This window comes from Photobacterium japonica (genome assembly GCF_050337005.1).
Lineage (GTDB): Bacteria > Pseudomonadota > Gammaproteobacteria > Enterobacterales > Vibrionaceae > Photobacterium > Photobacterium japonica.
On record NZ_JAKJSN010000008.1, the window covers coordinates 1 to 20,168 of the forward strand.

Genomic DNA, 20,168 nt, shown 5'->3' on the forward strand with positions numbered 1-20,168 from the left:
CCGTCACTTCACGGTCAACCAAGATTGAACCGTCTGTATCTTTAATGATCACACGGTCGCCGACTTCGGTGCCTGCGGCCAGAGTGACTTCTGCGGTCACGGTACCGTCAGCGCCCAGCTCGTCGCTGTTGTAGACGCCATCACCGTTAGTGTCGCCTAGCAGCTCTACCGATGGTGCCGGTGCAGCCTCTGAATCAACCAGCGCATTGTCGCTCACTTCTGGCGATGGGTTGCCTGCGGCATCCACCACTTGTGCGGTCACTTCAACGTTGTTACCTGTACCAACCGATACTTCAACTTGGATACCGTTATCAAGATCTGCCTGAGTGATTTCACGGTCAACGAGAATAGAACCGTCGGTGTCTTTAATGATGACACGGTCACCGACTTCGGTGCCCGCAGCCAGAGTGACTTCTGCGGTGACTGTGCCGTCAGCGCCCAGCTCGTCGCTGTTGTAGACGCCATCACCATTGGTATCACCCAGTAGCTCTACCGATGGGGCTGGTGCTGCCACATCATCCACAAGTGCATTGTCGCTCACTTCTGGCGATGGGTTGCCTGCGGCATCCACCACTTGTGCGGTCACTTCCACGTTGTTAGCCGCCCCAACCGAGACTTCAACCTGAATACCGTTATCGAGATCGGCTTGGGTAATTTCACGGTCAACCAAGATTGAGCCATCGGTGTCTTTGATGATCACGCGGTCGCCGACTTCGGTGCCTGCGGCCAATGTCACTTCTGCGGTCACGGTGCCGTCAGCGCCCAGTTCGTCGCTGTTGTAGACGCCGTCGCCGTTAGTGTCGCCTAGCAGCTCAACCGATGGTGCCGGTGCAGCCTCTGAATCAACCAGCGCATTGTCGCTCACTTCTGGCGATGGGTTACCAGCAGCATCCACGACCTGTGCGGTCACTTCCACGTTGTTACCGGTACCAACCGATACTTCAACCTGGATGCCGTTTGCTAAATCTTCAGCCGTCACTTCACGGTCAACCAAGATTGAACCGTCTGTATCTTTAATGATCACACGGTCGCCGACTTCGGTGCCTGCGGCCAGAGTGACTTCTGCGGTCACGGTACCGTCAGCGCCCAGCTCGTCGCTGTTGTAGACGCCATCACCGTTAGTGTCGCCTAGCAGCTCTACCGATGGTGCCGGTGCAGCCTCTGAATCAACCAGCGCATTGTCGCTGGCTTCTGGAGAGATATTGCCAGCGGCATCTTCCACTTGCGCCGTGACACCCACATTATTGCCGGCACCAACCGGCACCTCGACCTGAATACCATTATTCAAATCATCTTGGGTAATCACGCGATCGACAAGAATCGAGCCATTTGTGTCTTTAATAATGATACGGTCGCCGACTTCTGTGCCATCAGTAAGTGTGACTTCTGCGGTAATGGTGCCATCAACGCCAATTTCATCAAGATTGAAAATACCATCGCCGTTCGTATCGCCGACGAATTCAACGCTTGGTGCCGGGCAAACAATATCGGCATCCGGTGCAGTTTCAGACGCCAAATCAGACGTATTACCCGCCGCATCGGTAATCTGTCCTGTCACCGTCTCATTCGGGTTAACTTGAATGTCAACTTTACCCGCTGCAATTTCATCGTCCGTCAAAGGGTGTTCAACACCATTAATAACGAGCTTGTCTTTACTTGGGTCAAAGTCATCCGGCAACGTTACCGTTGCGGTTACCGTACCATCCGGACCGAGTTCGGCTTGGTTATAGATACCATCTGCACCAGGGTCTTCAAACGTAATGCTTGGCGGAGTGGCAACGGTATCGATAGTCAGTGGATCGTCTAGTTCACTGGTGGCCGTATTTCCGGCCTCATCAGTCACTGTAATGGTGACATCATAATCGCCATCTTCTAGAGGTTCAGAAGGGATAAACACCCATCCATCATCGGTTTCAACCGCTTCACCCGTGATCGTACCAGAAGGGCCAGTGAGCGTGACTTCTACATGGGTAATGTCATCGTCGATGTTGCCAAGATCTAACGTTGGCTGTGTCACATTGGTGATCTGATCGTCTTTATCACCACTGTTTGAATCTGGATTCAAAGAAACGGTAGGCACCGAGATCTCCGTGTCCACCTCATATTCGATCTCATCATTGACATCGCTATCAGCCGCCAGTTCGGCTGAGACTTCCGTATTTTCTGCTAACTGCGAGCCCGGCACCGACACCGAGAAATTCCCCTCGTCATCCACAATCGCAACATAGGTCTCATCACCTACCGTTACAATCACTTCAGTACCCGGCTTCACGCCGCCCGACACAGAACCGCTAATCGTAATATTCTCTGACGCTTCAGCCTCATTGATAATGTTGTCATCGGTAATCGGTCCGTGCAGTGTGATGGCAAAATCTGGGCCATCGTCATCGGAGTCCGTGCTTTTCAACTCAACGTCATAGCCATCGAGGAAAATATTCCCCGTGTCGTAACCCGCTTCCGCGATGGTTTGACTATTCAAACGCGTAATTTCAACAAACCCGGCATTGGTCGACGAAACCGCCATCCCCGCCGCAGGGGCTTCAAAATCTTCTGTTGGATCGGCACCCGCTAGAATGGCGTTCTGCAATTTCGCGATTTCATCATCCGATGCCAACGCTTTAGAAACAAAACCACGATCATCATCGTCACAAGTTGCACACTGCCCTGCGACACGGAACTGACCACTGGATGAATGAATTTCATATTCAGCACCGGAAAGACTCACCACCACCGACCCGGCAGGGATCAGATCACCCGACTTTACAAAAATCTGCACACCATTCGCATCAACATAAAAGACGCGACCTTCTACGTTCTCAATGACAGCTGTTTTAGAAAAAGTTTGTAATTCCATAAAAATCCATCCACCTTACTCAGTCACAGTCGTGTGTGACTTTGTGATATATCCCTGATAACCATCCACACCAAGCTCAATAAATTTCGCTTTTTGAACGTTATTTTCAATTCTTGTCGCATAAACATCGATATCGATGTTATGCGCTGATTTAATGATTGCTTCTATAAGTTCTGCACATGACTGCTGACGAGACAGCATTGACACATACAAATAATCTAATTTCACATAATGCGGCTTATACTGAACGACGACATCCAGTGATTTATAATGACGGCCAAAATTGTCCACGCCCCATTTAATACCGTGCTTATTCAGTATCGCGATAAATTCTTTTATATTGCTATCGAAATGAATAAATGCTTGTTCCGGTATTTCAAAGGTACAATTATTGAATGCATGCTTCTTTTTTTGTAATGCACTCTCAACCCAGTCTACAAACGATGCGTTTGTAAAAGTATTGACCATTAAGTTAATTGCGATATTTCTCTTATCAGTCACCGTCGCGATAATATACTCCACCACGGAACGGTCAAAGATAGCACATAATTGATGTTGCTCGATGATGTGAATAAACTCGCCAGCGTTGTGTACCGTGTCTTCGTCGCAAATTGAAATGAAAACCTCATCATGGACGATCTTTTTATCCGTCAATGACAACGTCGGAATACTGCGTAACTGATAATTTTTGTGTTCAATAGCAAACTGGATTTTTTTCAACCACGCCGATTTAGTCAAGGCAGATTGATCATCCTGAAAAATACTGTACCCCCACACCAAGCCTTTTGACGATTGAAGTGCATTATCCGCCATAGAGAGCAATTGTGTAGGAGAGGTGGCTGAATCCGTAACAGCGCCACCAATATGCACCTTAATATCGGTGAGTTCGGTATACGGTGCAAAGGTCTTCTTTACGGCAATATGTATTTGCTTCGCCAGCTTTTCAGCTTCCATCACAGACATACGCGATAAACACACCGTGAATTCTGCAGCCGAAATCCGTGATAACGCTACGACATTGGCATCACTCATCAGCGACTCTAGAGAGCAACCAATCTGCTTCACCACTTTGTCACGGGCTTCAAAGCCATACACCTGATAGATGTCATCTAAACTGTCACAAGCAATCAAGAATGCCGTACAGGTCTTGGTCTCATTCAAATACGACGAAACGTGATCAGTGAAATGACCACGATTACCTAGACCAGACACGCCATCTTGTTGCACTTGCATACGCAGGCTTTTCACCACATGCTGCTGACGCTCATACTCCGATTTCAACTTCGACGCCATCTTCTGCATGGCCTGATTCAATGTCTTTAATTCAGACACGGTGGTTTGAGAGACATGCGCTTCGAATTCATTGTTTCCAAGCTGTTCAGCATAATGCGTCAGCGCGGAAAGCGGCCGTAAAATATAGGTAATAATACGATTGATAATTAACGCGGTTGCTAAAAAGGCAGCGAAAAACCACATCGATAAATCTAATGTGCTTTTCCATAATTGGTCTTCCGCCATACTGGTATTGCTGACGACTACCAGCTCTCCCACTTGCGCCCAGCCAGACGTAATCACCACACTTTCTCTGACTTCATTGAAGCCATAAGAATCCGCAAACCATGCGGGAACATGATTTTTATCATTACTGGCTAAACGGGTAATGTAGTCATCCTCTTTATAAAGAAGGAAACTGATTTCTTTGTAATAGCCACTGTCAAACGCAGCAAAGATAGCGGCTTCCACCCCTGAATTACCATTTTCTTCATGCTGGTGAGGAATAATCAGAGACAGTGAACTGACGGTATTATTTACCGTGTTCACTTGCTGCTCGTGCAGATAGTTTTTAACCGATGTGTACTGAATATAAAATACAATGCCGTACAACACCGCAAAAACGCTTAATACGGAAATCAGAATTCTTTTGTACAAACTCATATTATTCACTCAAATTAATCAGAGGCTTTTGAAGCTCACCACGGCTATACCTATCTCGCATTTTTGTCCATTTACTCAATCTGGATGCCGTGCCTGCAAGTTGTCCTCTTCCTCGTTCTTTCATGAGCCAAAGATGATCGGCATTAAAGCTGTATATGGGCACTAAATCTTCACGCTGCGTGGCTAATTGCACCTCACCGTCTAAATTATCAAGAATCAACGGTACCGCATGTTTTTCTGGGTAGTAGGCCAGTACCATGTGAAATTGATTTATCGACGTCGCTTTAACATAAATTAGCCGCATTTTTTCATCAGAAATACCCAATTCACGTAGCGTGAAATATTTAGCTAGGCTGAAATCTTCGCAATCGCCGCCTTTTGCACCTAGAAATTCAATGGGTGTCGCCCAATAATCTTCTCGCCCCCATAATTTTTCATCATCAATAAACACTAACTGATTAAAAAACGCATTAACGGTATTAAGTTGTTGTATTTCAGGAATGGGAGCGCGTAGCAAATCATGCACGATGTTTTTCCATGCAAGAATGCGCGCCTCCGCCGTGTGCCCATAGACAGACACGGCATTGGCTAAGTCGATGCTGTCTAGCTCTCTGATCGCGCTGGCACGGTTCATTAATATGCCAGCGCAAAGAGCAACGATGATCAAGCGCCTCAATTTACACCCCGCTTCGAGGAGGCTCCATCGAATAAATATGCCACTTGAGATCAGTCGCTTCATCCATCAGCTTAAACTGCGCCGTTACGCGGCGGTTTAGTGATTCAGCCTGTAAAGTTTCATCCTTCAGCAACAGCTTTGACTCACCCAATGGCTTAATATTGATCCGGTTACTCTCCACTCCTTGTGCAATCAATGATTTGCGTACGGCTGATGCACGAGATTTCGACAAACGCTCATTGTAATCAGACGCACCAGAGGCACTGGCATGCCCTTCAAGTACAATCATAAGCTGTGGGTTTTGCAGCATTTTTTGCACAGCTCGGTTAATCTCTACCTTCTGTACCGCATCAATCAATGAAGAGTCATGCTCAAATAACACGATCAAATCATTTTTCTTGGCGTTCGACACCAATGCAGGGCAACCTTCATTATTGATTGTCGCGCCCAGTAAGGTATCCGGACACTTATCGCGTTCATTAATCACGCCATCGAAGTCATTATCTAACTGATCCGCCACTTGCTCTGCAGACGTACCTACTGGCTCGCTGGCACAGCCGGTTAATAACAAACTGCCGGTGAGCAATGAAAGTACGAGTCCCTTATTTGTCATCGCTTATTCTCCTTTTTCCCATTCTTCTGGCGTGTTGACATATAAAGCATCCAGCAACTGGCCCGTTGCATTCAACAAACGATACTGTGAATCGATGTGTTGATAATCCGCCGTCACAAACGACTTTCTTGCTTCAAACAATTCGTTTTCCGTGTTTAACACATCCAAAAGTGAACGTGAGCCAAGTTTAAACTGACGCTGATACGCTTTAAGCGTTTGATAACTTTGCTCAACATGCTGGCGGTAGAACACTTTTTGTTGATTAAGAATATCCACCGCACTCCAGGCGAGGCGCGTGCCTTCTTCTACCTGACGCACGGTGTTTTCACTGACGTTTTTCGCCTGATCTAAACGCGCAACAGACTCCGCTACTTTCGCAGTATCACGCCCACCACCAAACAGGTTGTAATTCAAACGCACCATGGCGCTGAAATCATCATCACTGCCACGCGTGCCGTCATAGTCTTCACTCAAGCGCTGTTCAACATAGACATCAATCTCTGGGTAGTAGCCCGATTTAGACGCTTTATACGCAGATTTGGCTGCATCGATATCTTTAGAAGAGGAAGACACGGTAGGATTATTTTCTTTCGCAAACGTCAATGCTTCTTCTAGGCTGGCTGGCAAAAAACGATCATCCACATCAGGCTGCACGAGATCTTTTGGCCATGCATTCACGAGGCGTAGAAATTGGTCATTCACGTCAATCAGGTTATTTCGTGCTGACAACACATTGGCTTGTGCACGGGCCACACGGCCGTTGATTTGCGAAACATCTGCCGTAGAACTCAACCCCGACTTCACTTTTTTCGTGATGTCACGTTGGTACTTTAAATGCGTTTTGAGGTTTGACTCGGCCAACACCAGCAATTTTTCTTCACGCAACACATTAAGATACGCATTCGACACACTCAATGCATAATTCTCGGCGGAATATAAAATACGGTAACGCTCCGCCTCAGCTTCTGCTTCTGTGCGGTCGATATTCGAACTCACACCGAAGCCATCAAAGATAAGCTGACGTAAACGTAAAGACACTTGGCTAGCAGTGAGGTCTTCCGTCGAACTGTACGTATCACGATCTTTCTCTCGGCGCTGATAACCCACTTCGCCAGATAAATCTAATGAAGGCAGGTAATCTGCGACAGCTTGATCAGTAAGTGCAAGACGTGAATTGTAGCTTGCAACCACTTCTTTAACTTCTGGGCTTGTTGCCAAACCTTGTGACACGGCCTCTTCTAAAGACATTGCCCATGAGGTAGGAACACATAATGCCCCTATCACTAATGATAACACCTGCTTTTTCATAATCTCTCCATGAAACTCAATCACCTAAAAAACAAAACGTGGTTAGCGCTCTCTCAATGCACTTTGTTTTGCTTTCAGCAATGGTTTTAGTAAGTAATCCATTACTGTTTTTTTACCGGTCATAATGTCTGCTTGAATTAGCATTCCCGGAATAATTTTGTATTGCTTATCCCTTGACGATAACTCGTTGGTATATGTTCTTACGTGAACAATATAGAATTCGTTGCCTTCTTCATCCTGAATGGTGTCAGCTGAAACATGCTCAACCACACCGTTCAAGCCACCGTATATTGTAAAATCATATGCGGTGAATTTAACGATGGTTTCTAAACCATGGCGAATAAATGCGATATCTTTCGGATTTATATTGGCCTCAATCAATAAAGAATCCTGACTTGGCACAATTTCAAGTAATTCCATGCCGGGTTGAATGACCCCGCCAACCGTATTGATGTTTAACGTTTTAACAATGCCGTCAACCGGTGATACCACCATGGTTCGTTTGACTCTGTCTTGAAGCCCTACAGAGGTTGCGGTGACGGCACTGAGTTTTTCGTTTAAGTCATTTAATTCAGCTTGTGCTTCATTACGAAAGACAAATGCCGCTTCTCGGTAGCGAGTAATCGCCCCCATTTGTTCCGCTTCCAATTTCGGCACAGATAACGTTAACTGACTCACTTGGCCGCGAAGATCATTTAATTGGCGTTCTAACTTTAGAATATCCACCCGAGAGACAATGCCCTCTGCCGCTAAAGGCTTACTCATCGCCAATTCTTGACGCACCAGATCAACACTACGCTTTAAGGTTGCAATTTTTGACTCAGTTTCTTTAATCGACTGCTGCTTTTCATTGACCTGAAGAGAAATCGTCTGCAATTGATTATTCAATTTTGCTAAACGGGTTTTCTTCTCACTTTCTTGACCTTGTACTATCGCCGTGTGTTCTTGAGTGAATAACGGGGAATAGGCAATCGGTGCTAACGAAACCGACACCGTTTTTTCCCACTGCTTATGTTGATTCACGGGGCTGATCTGAACACTCTCAACTTCGTGCTGCAATCGGATCACCGCCGCATTCAGGCTGGCGATTTCCCCTTCTCCCGCCACCAAATCGGAACGAAATAACGTGTCATCAATTTCTAGCAGAGGCTGCCCTTTTTCGACTGACTGCCCTTCTTTCACCAGAATGTGTTTAACGATGCCACCTTCAAGGTTCTGAATCACTTGTACTTGATCGGCCGGTATCACTTTACCGACACCGACGGTAACTTCATCCAATTGTGCAACGCTCGCCCAGATAATCGCGACGAAGACAAACGCAAATGAGCCCCAAACCAGTGCACGAGCCTGCTGAGGGACATCCAAGATAACAGCCGCAGCTGTTTGACTGTAAAAGGCATTATGCTGCATGCACCCTCCCTGGTTGGCGAACTCGTCCTTCAGACAAAGCCTCTAACACCTGTTGACGCGGCCCATCCAAGACAACACGGCCTTGGTCTAGCACAATCACACGATTGACCACGTCCAACATAGAGGTCTTATGGGTCACTAAAAGGAGAGTTTGATCATCCGCTAAGCCCAATAATTGCTGCTTCACATGATTTTCCGTGCGCGAATCCATCTGTGATGTCGGCTCATCCAACACATACAGTGACGACGTACGCAAAAATGCACGGGCTAACGCAATAGATTGTCTCTGACCACCCGACAAATAACGGCCCCCTTCGCCAACCTGACGATCAAGACCTTCTGCATCGTTACGCGTAAATTCTGTCACGCCTGCCATTTCAGCGGCGCGCTGAACGGCTGAAGCCGATATGGCGGGTTCGCCCAGCATGATATTTTCACGAATGGAGCCGTAGAATAGATTGATATCCTGTGGCACTACCCCGATTTGCTTACGAACAAAGCTGGGGTTGTACTGTGCGATATTAATGTCATCAAGCAGGATCATCCCTTTCGACGGCTGGTAGAGATTAAGCAGTAACTTTTCAACGGTCGTTTTTCCAGCACCAATGCGGCCAATAATGGCGACCTTTTCCCCTTTTGCGATGGAGAAAGAAACATTAGACAGGATATTTGGTGCATCATCGTCATAACGGAAGCTGACATTACGAAAAGCCACGTTGCCATTCAGTTGCTCAGCATGGAGATAACGACGTTGCGGCTCTTGTTCTTGCGGTGTCGCCATGATGTCGTTCAATTGCTGGTATGACGTGATCACCTGCGAATAGCGTGTCGCTAGCCCCGCCAGTTGTAACATCGGCTGTAAACAACGGCCCGAAAGCATCACAGATGCGATGATCGCCCCCATTGAAATCGCATTGTCTGCCAACAAATACACACCAAAGACAATCAATCCAACGCTGACCAACTGCTGTGCAAACCCGGCAAACGTTAGTACCGCACTGGATAGCCAGCGGGTTTTATTGCCCCATGTCGCCATGTGGCCGACAGATTGTTCCCACTTAAATTGATATTGCCCTTCGCCCCCATGCAACTTCACGGTTTCGATACCGTGTAAGCTTTCATACAAGTTGGCATTTTTCTGTGCCGACAGCTGGTTTGACTCATCTATCGTGCGATTAAGCGGGGCTTGGACTAAAAAACTGGCCAGTGCGACGATCAGCATCGCAACGATCGGTACTATCACTAAAGGGCCTGCAATCATTGTCAATACAATCAACATGAATACCGCAAAAGGCAAATCAATCAACGCCGTGATCGTACTGGACGCTAAAAAGCTACGTACCGATTCAAATTCATTCAAATGTCGACTATAAACACCCACTGACTCTGGGCGGTGCTTCAACTTCATGCCCAGAGTGCGCGCATAAATATCAGCAGACATCAATATGTCCGTTTTTTTTCCCGCCAAATCAACAAACCAGTTACGCATTAATTTGAGTATTAGGTCAAAAACAAATACGATCACCGCCCCAATCGCCAACACCCATAATGAATCGAAGGCTAAATTCGGCACCACACGATCATAAACATTCATGGTAAACAGCGGCGTCGCCAGGGCAAACAGATTAATCAATATAGAGGCGACAAAGACATCAATATAAATGCGCTTTGCACTCAATATTGGCCCCCAGAACCAATGTTCTGTCAGTGCTGGCTTGTCACTGACACGTGCTCTTTCTTCTATTACCGGTAATGCTTTTAATACGACAACATCTTGCTGAGTCATTTGGCTTAATGCCGCCACAGACATCGTTATTTGTCCGTGTGACGTTAAGCATGTCGCTTCTGTTTTATTGATCTGCGTAATGACCATGCCTTTATTGTCATTAATAACAATAAAGGGTGATGCCAATTGGATCAGAGCATCCACATTAAAAGGCACCAATTTGGCTTCCAATCCAAGATTTTTTACTGCCGGTGGAAGCTGAGAATAATGAAAGACACCATCAGGCATCGGAATACCAGATACTAATAATTCGTGTGAATATGCCAAATTAAAATACGCTGTCACTAATCGAACAGCATCCGTCAATGTTTCTGATACATGATTATCGTTTTTCATATTCACCCTCCTTATCAATAAGCGTCACTATCTTGACGCTTATATTACCTGTTTTTTTCCTTCTGTCTTGCTCCTGAACGATGTTGTTAGCGCTATTACTTACTAGCCCATGCATTTATTATACGGTCACCCAAACCATAAAATGCAACAAAGCAACACATAGGGAATATTGAATCCCTTAATGGCATTTATTAATTAGCATTAAAGTCGCTTAGCGCTATAAAACAGGTAAAAAATAGATAATGAGTATATTGACTTTAATTGTATATTTTTTTGTTAATTCACTTCGACAACTTGGTTATGAGTCAAATTTGTAGCATATTCACTTGGTTTCAATAGTCAAATAATTAACCACACACTCAATAAAAGCAAACGGGCGATATAATATGCTTCACCTATCGCCATATGTAAGACTATCCGTTCGTCTATGACTTTATGGCTGTCTTCAACAGCCATAAAAACCTCACCCTCCCCCTATGTGATTCAAATCACGTAAATTTACCCGCACATCGTTCATAAAAAAGCCTTGCCGCTCAAAGCATAAGCAAACGATGTGCAATGGGTAAAAAAAGCCTGTTCAAAGGCTTGCGCCGACGATCATCACTCGCTAATATGCTCAACGTTCCTTGAGAACACTGTACGACCGTAGCTCAGTTGGTTAGAGCACCACCTTGACATGGTGGGGGTCGGTGGTTCGAATCCACTCGGTCGTACCAAGCATCTTTCCTAACCAGTAAGATGAAAAAATTTGGGTCTATAGCTCAGTTGGTTAGAGTACTACCTTGACATGGTAGGGGTCGGCGATTCGAGTTCGCCTAGACCCACCAAATTCCAATAATTGCACGTTTCTTTGGAAACACCCCAATGCAATTATTGAGGGCGATTAGCTCAGTTGGGAGAGCACCTGCCTTACAAGCAGGGGGTCACTGGTTCGAGCCCGGTATCGCCCACCATTTTATTGTACGACCGTAGCTCAGTTGGTTAGAGCACCACCTTGACATGGTGGGGGTCGGTGGTTCGAATCCACTCGGTCGTACCAAACATCTTTCCTAACCAGTAAGATGCGCAAATTTGGGTCTATAGCTCAGTTGGTTAGAGTACTACCTTGACATGGTAGGGGTCGGCGATTCGAGTTCGCCTAGACCCACCAAATTTGATAGTCGCACCGTTTCATTAGAAACATCCCAAACGCGATTATTAAGGGCGATTAGCTCAGTTGGGAGAGCACCTGCCTTACAAGCAGGGGGTCACTGGTTCGAGCCCGGTATCGCCCACCATTTTCGTAAGAAGTAGAAAAGCCTGCTCATTGAGCAGGCTTTTTTGCGTTTGGACTATTAGCTTACTTTTACCCTTGTACACCTTTCTACCATTACCATCATCCCCTCCCCCGCTTTTTCTGTTCATCCCACGTATGACGATCAACAGTCATTTGCTTCCTTCGAAGTCAGTGTATTATTACATATAGGTAATATTCATTTTCATTTTCATGGGATTATCAAATGTCCACAATCCCCTATACTGCCCACCAACAAGGCAAGAGCGCGAGTGAGTGAACTCAACGACGCTTGTATATGCTTATGCTACCCTATTTTTTCTGCTTATTTGTCTGTCAAGACATAAGCAATAAGGACTCTCCAATGGCACTTGAAATCAAACCCGGTCAGACACACATTAAATCGAAAGCAATGGTCGCTTGGGCAGCTGGCGAACCGCTAAAAATGGAAGAAGTGGATGTACAGCTTCCTAAAGCGGGCGAAGTGCTTGTTCGCATCGTTGCGACAGGTGTTTGTCACACTGATGCTTTCACTCTATCTGGTGACGATCCTGAAGGTATCTTCCCTTCTATTCTTGGCCACGAAGGCGGCGGCATCGTTGAGATGATCGGCGAAGGCGTGACAAGCGTTGAAGTTGGCGACCACGTTATCCCGCTGTACACCGCAGAATGTGGCGAATGTAAATTCTGTAAGTCTGGCAAAACAAACCTTTGCCAAGCGGTTCGTGTAACGCAAGGCCAAGGCCTAATGCCTGACGGCACTAGCCGTTTCTCTATTAATGGCGAAACCATTTTCCATTACATGGGTTGTTCTACGTTCTCTGAGTACACGGTTCTGCCTGAAATCTCACTGGCGAAAGTCAACAAAGAAGCACCGCTTGAAGAAGTGTGTCTACTTGGCTGTGGCGTAACCACGGGTATGGGCGCAGTACTAAACACAGCGAAAGTTGAAAAAGGCGACAACGTGGCTGTATTCGGCCTCGGCGGTATCGGCCTTTCTGCCATCATTGGTGCGCGCATGGCGGGTGCAAATCGCATCATCGGTATTGATATCAACGAAAGCAAATTCGAACTTGCGAAACAATTGGGTGCGACTGACTGTATCAACCCAATGAAATTCGACAAGCCAATCCAAGATGTGATTGTTGAAATGACGGACGGTGGCGTTGAGTACTCATTTGAGTGCATCGGTAACGTTAACGTGATGCGTCAAGCACTTGAATGCTGCCACAAAGGTTGGGGCGAATCTGTTATCATCGGTGTTGCTGGTGCAGGCCAAGAGATCTCAACCCGTCCATTCCAGCTAGTAACCGGTCGTGTATGGCGTGGTTCTGCTTTCGGTGGTGTTAAAGGCCGCTCTGAACTACCAGAAATCGTTAACCGTTACATGGCGGGTGAGTTCGGTCTGCAAGAATTCATCACACACACCATGGGTCTACAAGACGTTAACGAAGCATTTGAGCTAATGCACAAAGGTGAATCTATCCGTACTGTTCTACATATGGATAAGTAAGCTTGTCGATGAGCCTTCTTCGGAAGGCTCATCACGCTAGCTATACCAACCCATCAATTACATATCATCATATTCCGCGATGCCTGTCCCTTCGATGACGTAACCCACTTCTGCCAATTCATGGCTAACGTGAACGGTTTTCAGTCTACCAATCACATAAATCACATCCCATAACGCTTGTACTGGCGCCCCTTTGGGAAATTTCACATAAATAATCTGGTTTGCTGGCGGCGGGGGCACATGGATACATGCCCCAAAGTAAGGCACCAATAAAAACTCTGTCACGACTTTATCATCACCTTCTAAAGGAATAACAAAGCCAGGAATTTTCACAGTACTCCCGTTTAACTCCGGCCTCACCTTTCCGACCGTCGATTGCTGAACCTGCTCCCCTGAGTGATCAATCATTGGCATGCCGTTCAATTCAAATTGGTTGCGCTCATTTTCTGGCACTAAATCAATCCAATCTAAAACAAGTAGATCGTCAGAGGCGTAACTGATCGTCGGAACAAGCGTGGCCATGACACACAGCAGTGATAACAGTATTTTTTTCATGTTTGTATTCATACCCATCTCTAAATTCGAATTGTCATACCATCGCTAAGCGATTGCTTGTAAGCACTCAGTGCTGGAATAAAGCCCATTGCCATACCGGCAAGTTGTACGATACCCAATAACATCCATTCGTATGATGTCATCCCTGTCAGTGCGATGTTAATACCATACTGTTGCTGGATAATGAGATGCGCAACACCCAGCACGAGGTACAATCCTGCCACGCCGACAATAATACCGGCGAAGGTTAACGCACTGGCTTCACTGATCAGCAAGGCAAAAACGTGCTTTGGCCTTGCCCCCATCGCTCTCAGGATAGCCATTTCACGCCGTCTTTCCTGTAAGCTGGTCAACAAGCTGCTGAGCATGCCAAGTAATCCGGCTATCACAACAAAAGCAGACACCACCATCAGCGCTTGTTCAGCGACAGACATCATGCCCCACAATTCATGCAATGCGACACCCGGTAAAATGGCGCTCAACGGCTCTTGTCTATAAGTGTTGATTTGTCGCTGTAAAGCAAAGGTTTGAATTTTCGATTTCAATCCCAGTAACATCGCGGTGATTTGCTTCGGCTGAAACTGATGCTGAGTCAATTGTTCCGCTGTCGGCGTGCTACCGAGATGGGCCCCTGACTCCCACCCCACATGAATGGCTTCTATGGCTTCTAACGACACATGCACCGTTTTATCGACAGGAGTACCCGTTGGCGCAAGAATGCCCACAACCTTAAAAGGCAACTGATCATGGCGGCTAAAGCCGACATCACTGATGCCGTGCGCAATAATGATCTCACTGCCAATGTGATATCCCAGCGTTTTTGCAACATCCGATCCAATCACGGTATCAAACAACCCTGCAAACGCTTCTCCTTTTGAGAACGCCAGTGGCTGTTTACGACCATATTTAAAATACGCAAAATACTGATCGTTTGTTCCCATCACCCGAAACCCTTTATGTGAGTCCCCCAGCGAAATGGGGATCGCCCACTCCACGGCGCGATGTTGACTAAACGCCTGATAGCTTTTCCAGTCGATATTATTGGTGGCGTTACCAATGCGAAAAACGGAATAAAGCAGCAAATTGACCTGCCCTGAACGGCCACCAACAATAAGATCAGTGCCTGACAGGGTATTAGCAAAGCTGGTCTTAGCTTGCGTACGAATTCGTTCCACCCCCATCAAGAGAATCACAGAAATGGCAACCGTGAGTATCGTCAACATGGCTGTGGCTTTACGGTTCATCACGCTTTTCCAAGCAAGCATCGAAATCGCTTTCATGACACCCTCTCCACGTGATTCAATCGCTGTAAATCAATAACACGATCAAACAACGGTTCTAAGGTGGGATCATGACTCACAAAAATCAGCGTTGATTGGGCAGCGTTCGCTTGTTCCATCAGCAACTGAATAAAAGCATGACGATTTTCGTGATCCAGCGCTGAAGTCGGCTCATCAGCAATGATTAAAGCTGGCGCTCCGATGAGTGCTCTCGCGGCAGCCACGCGTTGTTGCTGACCAATACTGAGTGCGACAACCGCCTTATTAAATTGCCCGTCTGGCAAGTGCAACCGTCGCAACAACTGTCTCGCCGTTTCGTCGGCGGACATAGTAAGCCGCTGTTTTCTTTGTTTTGAAAAATGGCAGGGCAAGATAACGTTCTCAACCACATTCAAATAAGGCAGTAAATTAAATTGCTGGAAAATATAGCCAATATGGTCAGCACGATATGTATCTCTTTGGCTGGCGGTCAATTGACTGATATCCGTCCCCAAAATCTCAACGACTCCGTGCTGGGCTTGATGGATACCGGTTAATAAACCGAGCAAGGTTGATTTACCGCAACCACTCGGGCCTTTAATGAACACATGCTCCCCTTGGCCAATCGTCAGTTCCGGTATGTGCAATACGGGGGAAGACGTTTGTGGCCATGAGAAAACCACCTCACGTAATGTCACCACCGTCGGCGTTATATTCACTTTTACATCACTCATTGTTCTGTCCACATTCCTGCTTGTTGAGCAGGACTACCCTGCCCAACAAACCTGTCACCTTGAAATATACCAACTTGAAACAAAGCGCCTTAAAACCAATAACTTAAAAGTCGTTCACCTTAGTAATAAGCACCTTGTAATCAAGCGCTTTACTATAACGAAATCACTGTCTTGCCTGCAGACAGCTCAGTGGCTGTTTGAGCGTTATCCGTCAGAAGGTTAACGTGAATCATTTGGGTGTCAGTAAAGTGAGTGAACCACTGGGTTTCAATGCGCTTTAGCTCGGCAATATCATCACAGTGGTAGTGATACTCAACAGTAAACGCACCATGCCCGTCATTGTGATTATCATGATACGCTTCTGTTTCATGTTCATGATGGTCGTGACTCTCGAGGTGGTCATGATCATCATGAGAGTCATGTTCTTCGTGAGACGCATGGTCTTTATGATCATCATGATCATGGTGATCATCGTGTTTAGCGTGATCATCCATCTCACCGAGTGTGTGATGCACAGCCGCCTGTTCAAGTTTGCATTGGGCGCCACGATTAAGTGTAAACAGCGTATTTGCCTGACCAAGTTGCTTCGTCGCTTGGTTGACGCGCTGTTGCTGCTTGTCAGTTTGTGGCTGATGTTCAAAACCTACAACATCGGCTCCCGGCGCGGTGATTTCAATCAGTAAATCATGGCCATCTTGAGCGATATTAAACTCAACCTGCCCGTGCACATGGGCATCATGCTGGCGAAAATGATCCTCTGCAAACGCAGAAGCAGTGAACATAGTGGCACTTAAAACAAGCCCCACAGAAAGAGCAACGTGAGATTTGGCCGTCATGAATCCAATCCTTAATAATCAATAGTCAAAATAGTAAGCGTTTTATTGATCAATAAGGAACGGTGGTGAGCGGGCAAGGTAGGCAAAATGCTGGGTTCTGGCTTTTCCCGTGAAAAAAGTAACACTGAACCCTTCAAACGAGGGGATAAGAGGTATTGCAGGCATGGCTTGAGACAGGCCATGTTGTGCTGCGGAGAATAATTCACAATGGTGGTACAGGTGATGGCTCGGGTTACTGTCGACTTGGTGACTCACCAGTGCAACATTGAACCATATCGCCAATACAATCGCACAAACCGCAATACAACGCGTCTTAATAGTGTGAGATCCACGACTTACCACAACTGAGCACTCATTCATCCTTGATATTGTTATAATATAACAATACAACACAACCGTGTCAGTGCTTTGTGAAAAATAAAACCGCCAGCACGTGGCTAGCGGTTTTATCATTTATTGAGAAATAACGGGAAGATGACCGTTATTGACCCGCATTCATGGCTTTCAACTTATCACCCACTGGGCCAGAGAAGTTGTAACCGTCGTGCTTATCCCAGTTAATAGACCATGTCATTACCCCACCGTAGTTCGGGTAATTAAACGCAGGTTTCACTGTGCCACACTTGGTGCCTTTCGTCAGACAGTCCAGTGCATCCAAAATGTTCTGCGTTGGCGCTTGACCTGAGTTTGCAGAACTTGGGCCTGATGGTAAACCAATCGCCACCTGATCATCACGGAGCGGTGCAAAACGCTGACCATTGGCCAATTCAAAGCCCTCAATCAACATCTTAGACTGTGCGACCATCATATCGACAGACCCTTCAGGTGCAGCACCCGGTAGGTATGGATTAGGCATACCACCATTGTTATACAGCTGTACGTGCAGTAGATCCAAAGTATCACGCAGCTCATCAATCAATGGAATGTAAGCCCCCCAAATGCCACTGTACGCAATCATGCCGCCTTGTACGTAGGGGTGCTCTGGCGCCATCGTCAGGTACATATCCCCGCCCATGTTCGCTTCAATTTGCTTCAGTGCTTTCGGTAAACGCGCCTGAATTTGCGTACCATGAAGCAAGTTAGAGCCGCTTTCTAGGTCGATATCTAAGCCATCAAAGCCCCACTCTTTTACAACGTCCGTCAAGCTGCTCACAAAGTTAGCTTCATCGGTGTCTGTGTTTAGCGTAATCGTGCCTTCTGCCCCGCCTAACGACAAGACAAACACTTTGCCTTCGGCTTGAAGTGCAGCCATGTCTTGCTTAAATCGCTGAGGATCAAGTGCCGGACAAGTACTATGGATATCACCGCTGTAAAGATTAAAATGCACGGTACCATCACTGCCACGATCATTTTCTGCAAACGCAATATCAATGATGTCCCATGCTTTCGACATTTCGCTCAAGTTCATCGGGCAACCGGCACCGTTAACAAAGTTGTGCCAGTAACCAATCAACTTATGCTTCACGGCAGATTGCTCAAACACTTTCACTGTCGCGCCCGCTGTCGCTGCCGTCAAACCGGTGTTGTCTGTCGCAAGGGCTGAAATACTGTAGCTACCGACGGCACCTGGCATCCATGACGCGGTGTAAGGCGCAGACGTATCTGTCGCAACCACACGGCCATTCACCAAGAATTCGACTTTCGTCACGATACCGCTCATCGATGTCGCGTCTGCGGCCATCGTAACCGCTTTACCTAAACCGACCGTCGTGCCGCTGGTTGGCGATGTCAAAGACGCAACAAGTGGCTGGTCGCTGACTTTCACCAATACACCCGCCTGCCCTTCATTGCCTTCGTTGTCGGTCGCAACCGCGCTCAGGCTCACTTCACTGTTACCGCTGGCTAGCCAGTTTGCGCTGTACGGTGCTTGTGAATCCACCCCTAGGCTCTGTCCAGCAGCAAAGAATTCCACGCCGCTGATTGAACCGTCTGCATCCGTGGCTTCTACCGCCAGCGTCACGGTTTCACCCGCTAATACCGTTGCGTTGTCCGCTGGTGTGGTGAATGTCACGACAGGACCGATGGCACAAATGCCCAGATCTGTCCATGCTTCTTGCCAGTAAGCACCGGTGTTAGGTTCATACGCCCATGCCGCATCCGATGAACACCAACCGGCGATATCACACGCGTATTTATAATTGGCATTTTGAACGATATCGCCCGCTGCGTATTTTGTGCCCGCTTTGTATTGAGGCACACCCGCACAACCGCCGCTGCCGGTTGAGCCTTCAACAGCAACCGTCACTTCTTGTGACCATACAGCCAAATTATCCGAATCAATGGCCTTCACTTTAAAGCTGTGCGAGCCTTGCGTCGCAGCCCATACCGTTTCAAACGGCGCGGTGTCATCACTGCCCACCAGCTGGTTATCGACGTAGAACTCAACGCGTGTCACGGTGCCATCAGCATCGGAAGCATTGGCCTTCAGGACAACTTGTTCACCGTCTTTAATTTGTGCGTTCGCGGTTGGGTAAGCCAAATCCACCACCGGTGGTACACCACCGTCCGCTGGGTTGACGGTGATCTTCACGTTATCTTGTGTCACCGCACCTTCGTTGTCGGTCACCACCACGGTGATGGTGTGCTGACCGGTCATCGCTTTCCATGCCAGAGTATAAGGCGCCGTATCCACAACCCCTACACTTGAACCGTTCAACAAGAACTCAACATCACGTACGCTACCGTCGCTGTCAGCAGCGGTTGCAGAAAGAGTAATACTATCGCCGTCAGTAAATTGGGCATTGTTCAAAGGAGAAGTTACGTCGATAGTCGGTGGCTGGTTTGTGTTCCCGCCGTTGTCACATTGGCCAAGTGATGACCACTCTTGCCATTGTCCGGCGTGTTGGTCAGGACGGTTGCCTGACGACCACCAGTTAGATTTATACGCTTCGCCGCCTTGCTGGACTTCTGCCCCGCCATTATAAGCGACGTTACTTTGCCATTCTGGCAATGCCGTACAATCAAACGCTAACGCAGGGTAAGCGGATGCCAAACCCAACGCTATCGCTGATGGTATAAAAATCTTACGCATAGTGAATGTCCTTACTCATAGTTACTTAAAAGGCATAGTAATGATTTCG

14 protein-coding genes and 6 tRNA genes are annotated in these 20,168 nt (G+C 47.1%); 7 read left to right on the top strand and 13 right to left on the bottom strand.

The window, feature by feature from the left end; all coding sequences use genetic code 11:
* From L4C36_RS01605 to L4C36_RS01635, 7 genes are all read right to left on the bottom strand, one after another.
* On the bottom strand, positions 1 to 2,854 hold a 2,854-nt coding region (locus tag L4C36_RS01605), incomplete at its 3' end, for a retention module-containing protein (protein WP_428476040.1).
* 15 nt (positions 2,855 to 2,869) lie between these two features.
* Positions 2,870 to 4,789 (bottom strand): bifunctional diguanylate cyclase/phosphodiesterase, encoded by a 1,920-nt coding sequence (locus tag L4C36_RS01610; protein ID WP_428476041.1) that lies wholly within the window; start codon positions 4,787 to 4,789, stop codon positions 2,870 to 2,872.
* 1 nt (position 4,790) lies between these two features.
* A complete protein-coding gene (locus L4C36_RS01615; RefSeq protein ID WP_428476042.1) occupies positions 4,791 to 5,423 on the bottom strand; it encodes a transglutaminase-like cysteine peptidase in 633 nt (210 codons plus the stop codon).
* 43 nt (positions 5,424 to 5,466) lie between these two features.
* Positions 5,467 to 6,078, bottom strand: coding sequence for an OmpA family protein (locus tag L4C36_RS01620; protein ID WP_428476043.1), 612 nt, complete (start codon positions 6,076 to 6,078; stop codon positions 5,467 to 5,469).
* A 3-nt stretch (positions 6,079 to 6,081) separates the two neighbouring features.
* Entirely contained in the window at positions 6,082 to 7,386 is a 1,305-nt protein-coding gene (locus tag L4C36_RS01625) for a TolC family outer membrane protein (RefSeq protein WP_428476044.1), read from the bottom strand.
* A 42-nt stretch (positions 7,387 to 7,428) separates the two neighbouring features.
* Positions 7,429 to 8,796: an HlyD family type I secretion periplasmic adaptor subunit gene (locus tag L4C36_RS01630; RefSeq protein ID WP_428476045.1), complete on the bottom strand. Its 1,368-nt coding sequence runs from the start codon at positions 8,794 to 8,796 to the stop codon at positions 7,429 to 7,431.
* A complete protein-coding gene (locus tag L4C36_RS01635; RefSeq protein WP_428476046.1) occupies positions 8,786 to 10,918 on the bottom strand; it encodes a type I secretion system permease/ATPase in 2,133 nt (710 codons plus the stop codon). Before L4C36_RS01635 ends, L4C36_RS01630 begins: the two co-directional genes overlap by 11 nt.
* Before the next feature lie 639 nt (positions 10,919 to 11,557).
* Here L4C36_RS01635 and L4C36_RS01640 point away from each other — a divergent pair.
* The 7 genes from L4C36_RS01640 to L4C36_RS01670 all read left to right on the top strand — a co-directional run bounded on the left by L4C36_RS01640 (position 11,558) and on the right by L4C36_RS01670 (position 13,704).
* Positions 11,558 to 11,634 (top strand) — tRNA-Val (locus L4C36_RS01640).
* 34 nt (positions 11,635 to 11,668) lie between these two features.
* Positions 11,669 to 11,745 (top strand) — tRNA-Val (locus tag L4C36_RS01645).
* A 50-nt stretch (positions 11,746 to 11,795) separates the two neighbouring features.
* Positions 11,796 to 11,871, top strand: a tRNA-Val gene (locus L4C36_RS01650).
* A 9-nt stretch (positions 11,872 to 11,880) separates the two neighbouring features.
* Positions 11,881 to 11,957: transfer RNA gene (locus L4C36_RS01655), tRNA-Val, on the top strand.
* 34 nt (positions 11,958 to 11,991) lie between these two features.
* Positions 11,992 to 12,068: transfer RNA gene (locus L4C36_RS01660), tRNA-Val, on the top strand.
* A gap of 51 nt (positions 12,069 to 12,119) precedes the next feature.
* Positions 12,120 to 12,195, top strand: a tRNA-Val gene (locus L4C36_RS01665).
* 360 nt (positions 12,196 to 12,555) lie between these two features.
* Complete coding sequence (locus tag L4C36_RS01670) at positions 12,556 to 13,704, top strand: S-(hydroxymethyl)glutathione dehydrogenase/class III alcohol dehydrogenase (protein WP_428476047.1); 1,149 nt, start codon at positions 12,556 to 12,558, stop codon at positions 13,702 to 13,704.
* A 57-nt stretch (positions 13,705 to 13,761) separates the two neighbouring features.
* On the opposite strand, the gene L4C36_RS01675 is transcribed toward L4C36_RS01670, so the two are convergent.
* From L4C36_RS01675 to L4C36_RS01700, 6 genes are all read right to left on the bottom strand, one after another.
* Positions 13,762 to 14,259 carry a DUF3299 domain-containing protein gene (locus L4C36_RS01675; protein WP_428476048.1) on the bottom strand — a complete coding sequence of 166 codons (498 nt, stop codon included), beginning with the start codon at positions 14,257 to 14,259 and terminating at the stop codon, positions 13,762 to 13,764.
* 20 nt (positions 14,260 to 14,279) lie between these two features.
* Complete coding sequence (locus tag L4C36_RS01680) at positions 14,280 to 15,539, bottom strand: ABC transporter permease (RefSeq protein ID WP_428476049.1); 1,260 nt, start codon at positions 15,537 to 15,539, stop codon at positions 14,280 to 14,282.
* Positions 15,536 to 16,252 (bottom strand): ABC transporter ATP-binding protein, encoded by a 717-nt coding sequence (locus tag L4C36_RS01685; RefSeq protein WP_428476050.1) that lies wholly within the window; start codon positions 16,250 to 16,252, stop codon positions 15,536 to 15,538. Before L4C36_RS01685 ends, L4C36_RS01680 begins: the two co-directional genes overlap by 4 nt.
* Before the next feature lie 152 nt (positions 16,253 to 16,404).
* Entirely contained in the window at positions 16,405 to 17,088 is a 684-nt protein-coding gene (gene zrgA, locus L4C36_RS01690) for a zinc uptake protein ZrgA (protein WP_428476051.1), read from the bottom strand.
* Between the two features lie 42 nt (positions 17,089 to 17,130).
* The gene (locus tag L4C36_RS01695; protein ID WP_428476052.1) at positions 17,131 to 17,430 is read right to left on the bottom strand and encodes a DUF2607 family protein; all 300 of its coding nucleotides are present in this window, start codon (positions 17,428 to 17,430) and stop codon (positions 17,131 to 17,133) included.
* A 139-nt stretch (positions 17,431 to 17,569) separates the two neighbouring features.
* The gene (locus L4C36_RS01700; RefSeq protein WP_428476053.1) at positions 17,570 to 20,119 is read right to left on the bottom strand and encodes an Ig-like domain-containing protein; all 2,550 of its coding nucleotides are present in this window, start codon (positions 20,117 to 20,119) and stop codon (positions 17,570 to 17,572) included.
* Between the last annotated feature and the right edge of the window lie 49 nt (positions 20,120 to 20,168).

What these genes read in the sequence shown, in the direction of transcription:
- L4C36_RS01610 (WP_428476041.1), bottom strand. Translation starts at nt 4,789, where the DNA reads ATGAGTTTGTACAAAAGAATTCTGATTTCCGTATTAAGCGTTTTTGCG.
- L4C36_RS01615 (WP_428476042.1), bottom strand. Translation starts at nt 5,423, where the DNA reads ATGAACCGTGCCAGCGCGATCAGAGAGCTAGACAGCATCGACTTAGCC.
- L4C36_RS01620 (WP_428476043.1), bottom strand. Translation starts at nt 6,078, where the DNA reads ATGACAAATAAGGGACTCGTACTTTCATTGCTCACCGGCAGTTTGTTA.
- L4C36_RS01625 (WP_428476044.1), bottom strand. Translation starts at nt 7,386, where the DNA reads ATGAAAAAGCAGGTGTTATCATTAGTGATAGGGGCATTATGTGTTCCT.
- L4C36_RS01630 (WP_428476045.1), bottom strand. Translation starts at nt 8,796, where the DNA reads ATGCAGCATAATGCCTTTTACAGTCAAACAGCTGCGGCTGTTATCTTG.
- L4C36_RS01635 (WP_428476046.1), bottom strand. Translation starts at nt 10,918, where the DNA reads ATGAAAAACGATAATCATGTATCAGAAACATTGACGGATGCTGTTCGA.
- L4C36_RS01670 (WP_428476047.1), top strand. Translation starts at nt 12,556, where the DNA reads ATGGCACTTGAAATCAAACCCGGTCAGACACACATTAAATCGAAAGCA.
- L4C36_RS01675 (WP_428476048.1), bottom strand. Translation starts at nt 14,259, where the DNA reads ATGAAAAAAATACTGTTATCACTGCTGTGTGTCATGGCCACGCTTGTT.
- L4C36_RS01680 (WP_428476049.1), bottom strand. Translation starts at nt 15,539, where the DNA reads ATGAAAGCGATTTCGATGCTTGCTTGGAAAAGCGTGATGAACCGTAAA.
- L4C36_RS01685 (WP_428476050.1), bottom strand. Translation starts at nt 16,252, where the DNA reads ATGAGTGATGTAAAAGTGAATATAACGCCGACGGTGGTGACATTACGT.
- zrgA (WP_428476051.1), bottom strand. Translation starts at nt 17,088, where the DNA reads ATGACGGCCAAATCTCACGTTGCTCTTTCTGTGGGGCTTGTTTTAAGT.
- L4C36_RS01700 (WP_428476053.1), bottom strand. Translation starts at nt 20,119, where the DNA reads ATGCGTAAGATTTTTATACCATCAGCGATAGCGTTGGGTTTGGCATCC.